The organism is Bradyrhizobium sp. (assembly GCF_017881085.1).
Classification (GTDB): domain Bacteria; phylum Pseudomonadota; class Alphaproteobacteria; order Rhizobiales; family Xanthobacteraceae; genus Bradyrhizobium.
The window spans coordinates 1-4,342 of the sequence record NZ_JADGRI010000392.1; the positions used below are offsets into that span (position 1 = coordinate 1).

A 4,342-nucleotide genomic window follows, 5' to 3' on the forward strand; every position below is an offset into this window, starting at 1 on the left:
CGGATCGGCGCCGTGTTCCTGCCGCTGAACACCCGCCTCACCGTTCCCGAGCTGCACTACATCGTCGGCGATGCCTCGCCCCGGCTGATGATCCATGATTCCGAACTCGCCGAGGTCGCGCTGTCGGTGGCAAGCCTGTGCAAGGTCGGCTCGACGCTGCTGCTCGGACCTGACGGCTCCTATGAGGCCGCCATCGCGGGTGCAAAACCGCTCGACAAAGCCGAGATCGTCACGCTCGATGACATCTCGACCATCATGTACACCTCGGGCACCACGGGCCAGCCGAAGGGCGCCATCATCACCCACGGCATGACGTTCTGGAATTGCGTCAATCTCGGCGGCCCGGCCTATATCTCGCCGTCGTCGGTGCTGCTGACGGTGCTGCCGCTGTTCCACACCGGCGGGCTCAATTGCTACACCAACCCGGTGCTGCATTCCGGCGGCACCGTGCTGATCATGCGCGCGTTCGATCCCGGGCTTGCGCTTGCCGTGATCAGCGACCCCGCGCAAGCCATCAACGTGTTCTTCGGCGTGCCCTCGATCTACCAGTTCATGGCGCAGCATCCTTCGTTCGCCACCGCCGACTTCAGCCGCCTCGTCATCGGCGGCGTCGGCGGCGCGCCGATGCCGGTGCCGCTGTTGAAAGTGTGGGAGGCGCGCGGCGTTGCGCTACAGCAGGGCTACGGCATGACCGAGACCAGCCCCGCGGTGCTGACGCTCGACAAGGAGGATGCCGCGCGCAAGGCCGGATCCTCGGGAAAACCGGTGCTGCACACGGAAGTGCGGATCGTGACGCCCGGCGGCACTGACGCCGAAGTCGGCGAACTCGGCGAATTATGGGTCAAGGGGCCGAACATCACGCCGGGCTACTGGAACCGGCCCGACGCCAACGCAACGTCCTTCACCGACGGCTGGCTGCACACCGGCGACGCGGCGCGGATCGACGACGAAGGCTTCTACTACATCGTCGACCGCTGGAAGGACATGTACATCTCCGGCGGCGAGAACGTCTATCCGGCCGAGGTCGAGAACGTGCTGCACCAGATCGCCGCGATCGCGGAGGCCGCGGTGATCGGCATCGCCAGCGAGCAATGGGGCGAAACCGGCATGGCGATCATTGCGGTGAAGCCGGGACACAGCCTCACCGAAGCCGAGATCCATGCGCACTGCGCGGCCAACCTGGCGCGCTTCAAGCGCCCATACGTCATCCGGTTCGTCGACGCCCTGCCACGCAACGCCACCGGCAAGATCCACAAGCCGACCCTTCGGAAGAATTTTGCAGCTCCTACGCCGGCGGACCACGTCAAAGCCGGCGCTTCGTAGCGTCTCTCTCGTTTCGTTCTCGTCACTCTCCATACAAGAAAGGTGTTCTTCCCGTGCATAACAAGAAACTGTCCTTGCTGACCTCCTTTGCCGCCGCGACCGCGCTCGCGTTACTGACCACGCAAGGCGCGCTGGCGCAGAAGAAATACGACACCGGCGCATCCGACACCGAAATCAAGATCGGCAATGTCGAGGCCTATTCGGGACCCGCCTCCGCCTACGGCGTCATCGGCAAGACCGAGGACGCCTATTTCAGGATGATCAACGACCAGGGCGGCGTGAACGGCCGCAAGATCAATTTTGTCAGTTACGACGACGGCTACAGCCCGCCGAAAACGGTCGAGCAGGTGCGCAAGCTGATCGAGAGCGACGAGGTGTTTCTGGTGTTCAACGCGCTGGGCACGCCGACCCAGACCGCCGTGCAGAAATATCAGAACGCCAAGAAGGTCCCGCAGCTTTTCCTCGCCACCGGCGCCAGCAAGTGGAACGACCCGAAGGATTTTCCGTGGACCATGGGCTTCCAGCCGAGCTACCGCGTCGAGGCACGGATCTTCGCCAAATACATCCTGAAGACAAAACCCAACGCCAAGGTCGCGGTGTTCTACGCCAATGACGATTTCGGCAAGGACTACGTGGCCGGCCTGAAGGAAGTGTTCGGCGACAAGACCGCCTCGATCCTGATCGCCGAGGAAAGCTACGAGACCACCGAACCCTCGATCGATTCCCACATCGTCAAGCTGAAGGGCACCGGCGCCGACGTGTTCGTCAACATCTCGACGCCGAAATTCGCGGCGCAAGCCATCAAGAAGATGGCGGAGCTGGAATGGAAGCCGATGCACCTCATGACCGACGTCTCGATCTCGATCGGCTCGGTGATGAAGCCGGCCGGCCTCGAGGCTTCCGAGGGCGTGCTGTCGGCGGGCTATCTCAAGGACGCCTCCGACCCGCAGTGGAAGGACGACGAAGGCATGAAGAAGTTCATGACCTTCATCGACAAGTACATGCCGGGCGCCAACATCGCCGATTCCAACTTGGTCTATGGCTACGCCGCGGCGCAGACCATGGTGCAGGTGCTGAAGCAGGCCGGCGACGACCTGACCCGGGAAAACGTCATGAAGCAGGCCGCCGGCCTGAAGGATTTCGCGGCGGATACGCTGATCCCCGGCATCAAGATCAACACCTCGGCCACCGATTTCGCGCCGATCGAACAGCTCAAGATGATGCAGTTCAAGGGCGGCAGATGGGAGCTGTTCGGCGACATCATCAGCGCCGAGGCTGGGGGCTAGTCTCCTTGGTTTGGTTCGAAGCCTCGGCAACGACGGTGAGCTCCCTCTCCCACCCAACTCGGGTTTACCCGAGTTGGGCATATCAAATTGTCGAAGTCGGATATATCCGACTTCGAGTGGGAGAGGGTTGGGGTGAGGGGTTCAGGTCTATCGATGGAGCGCAACCCCTCACCCGGATCGCATCTGACGATGCGATCCGACCTCTCCCACAAGGGGAGAGGTGGCAGAACATGCGGCACCGATGAGCATACGAAACGCGAAATCGCCCCTCGGGGCGATTCCGGTTTTTCGAGTTCGCCTGATAACGCACTGATAGCCGTGCGTTGCTGGCCAGGATCCTTGCGATTTTCTGATACGTTTCCCAACTAATCAGGAAAGCCGGAACGCCCGACCAGGCCTTCCGAGATCATGGGTTCTCGAATGCACTACTTACCGCTCACTCCTCTGTTGTTTTCGTTCCTGGTCTTTCTCTTCATCGGGCTGGTCATCCTGATCCAGCTTCGCATACTGCGTTATGCCTATTTGCGGCTCGGCGTCAGTCCGGGCGTTGCCCTGCTGCTCCTGTTCGGTTCGCTGATCGGCAGCTACTTCAATATTCCGATCGCGGTGCTGCCGGGAGCGACGATGCAGTCGGGGCAGATCGTCGACTACTTCGGCATGCAATATGTCGTGCCGTTCGTCGTTTCGTCGCCCGGTACGGTGGTCGCCGTCAATGTCGGCGGCGCGGTGATCCCGACACTCATGTCGACCTATCTCGTCATTCGATATCAGCTCTGGCTGAAGGCTGTTATCGCGACCGCCCTGATCGCCTTCATCATTCATATGATGGCCACGCCCGTGCACGGCATCGGCATCGCCGTCCCGGTATTCGCGCCGGTGGTGACCACGGCCATCCTGGCCTTCCTCTTGTCGCGCGAATACGCAGCACCCCTGGCCTATATCGGCGGTTCGATGGGCACATTGATCGGCGCCGACCTTCTCAATCTCGACAAGATCAGCGGCCTCGGCGCGCCGGTCGCCTCGATCGGCGGCGCGGGGACCTTCGACGGAATATTCCTGACCGGAATCCTCGCCGTCCTGCTGGCCGGCATCGCCTCGCCGTCGCGTCCGCGACCGGCCTGGTGAGCCGAAAATGCCGTATGGCGGACAATGCCCGGCCGCGCGAGTTGCCACCCTCTCCGACTCCCCATAATAAGGCATGAAACGCCGCCGAGCGTGACGATCGCGACCGGTCGTTCATGTTCGAAAAGTGCGAAGGGATTAAGGGTTAGGCCTATGGAAGCTCAGGTAAGCACCGTGTCTGTTTCGACCAAGAAATGGTCGCCTGCACCGGGCGCCAGCGATATCGTCAAGAGCATCCATGCGATGCTGCATCCGCGAAACATCGTGCTGGTCGGGGCGACCGACAAGCCCGGCAATTACGCCGAGCGCATCTGGAACAACCTGGTCAAATACAAGTTCGAAGGCGGTCTTTACCCGGTCAATTCCAAACGCGAAACCATCTGGGGCGTGCCCTGCTACAAGGATTTTGCCAGCCTGCCGGACAAACCCGATCACGTGCTGGTGCTGGTTCCCGCCCGCTTCGCGGTTCAGGTGATCCGCGACGCGGCCGCGGCCGGCGCGCGCTCGGCGACCATCGTCACGTCAGGCTTCAGCGAACTGCAGGACGAGGAAAGCCAGAAGCTCGCGGTGGAATTGCGAGAGGCTATCAGGGACACCGGCCTTGCGGTCAC

Annotated in this window: 4 protein-coding genes; all 4 read left to right on the forward strand. The window is 61.9% G+C overall.

Annotation, left to right across the window (positions count from 1 at the left end):
• Nucleotides 1-1,323, forward strand: a 1,323-nt coding sequence (locus QZ213_RS25240) for a long-chain fatty acid--CoA ligase (RefSeq protein WP_291688787.1), incomplete at its 5' end; no start/stop codon positions are given.
• Nucleotides 1,324-1,376: 53 nt separating this feature from the next.
• On the forward strand, nucleotides 1,377-2,609 hold the full coding sequence (locus tag QZ213_RS25245) for an ABC transporter substrate-binding protein (protein WP_291688788.1): 1,233 nt from the start codon (nucleotides 1,377-1,379) through the stop codon (nucleotides 2,607-2,609).
• Between the two features lie 408 nt (nucleotides 2,610-3,017).
• Nucleotides 3,018-3,734, forward strand: coding sequence for a DUF1614 domain-containing protein (locus tag QZ213_RS25250; RefSeq protein WP_291688789.1), 717 nt, complete (start codon nucleotides 3,018-3,020; stop codon nucleotides 3,732-3,734).
• Between the two features lie 150 nt (nucleotides 3,735-3,884).
• The coding region (locus QZ213_RS25255; protein WP_291688790.1) for a CoA-binding protein at nucleotides 3,885-4,342 on the forward strand (458 nt) is incomplete at its 3' end.

Coding starts and splice junctions, on each gene's coding strand:
- QZ213_RS25250 (WP_291688789.1), top strand. CDS start 3,018: ATGGGTTCTCGAATGCACTACTTACCGCTCACTCCTCTGTTGTTTTCG.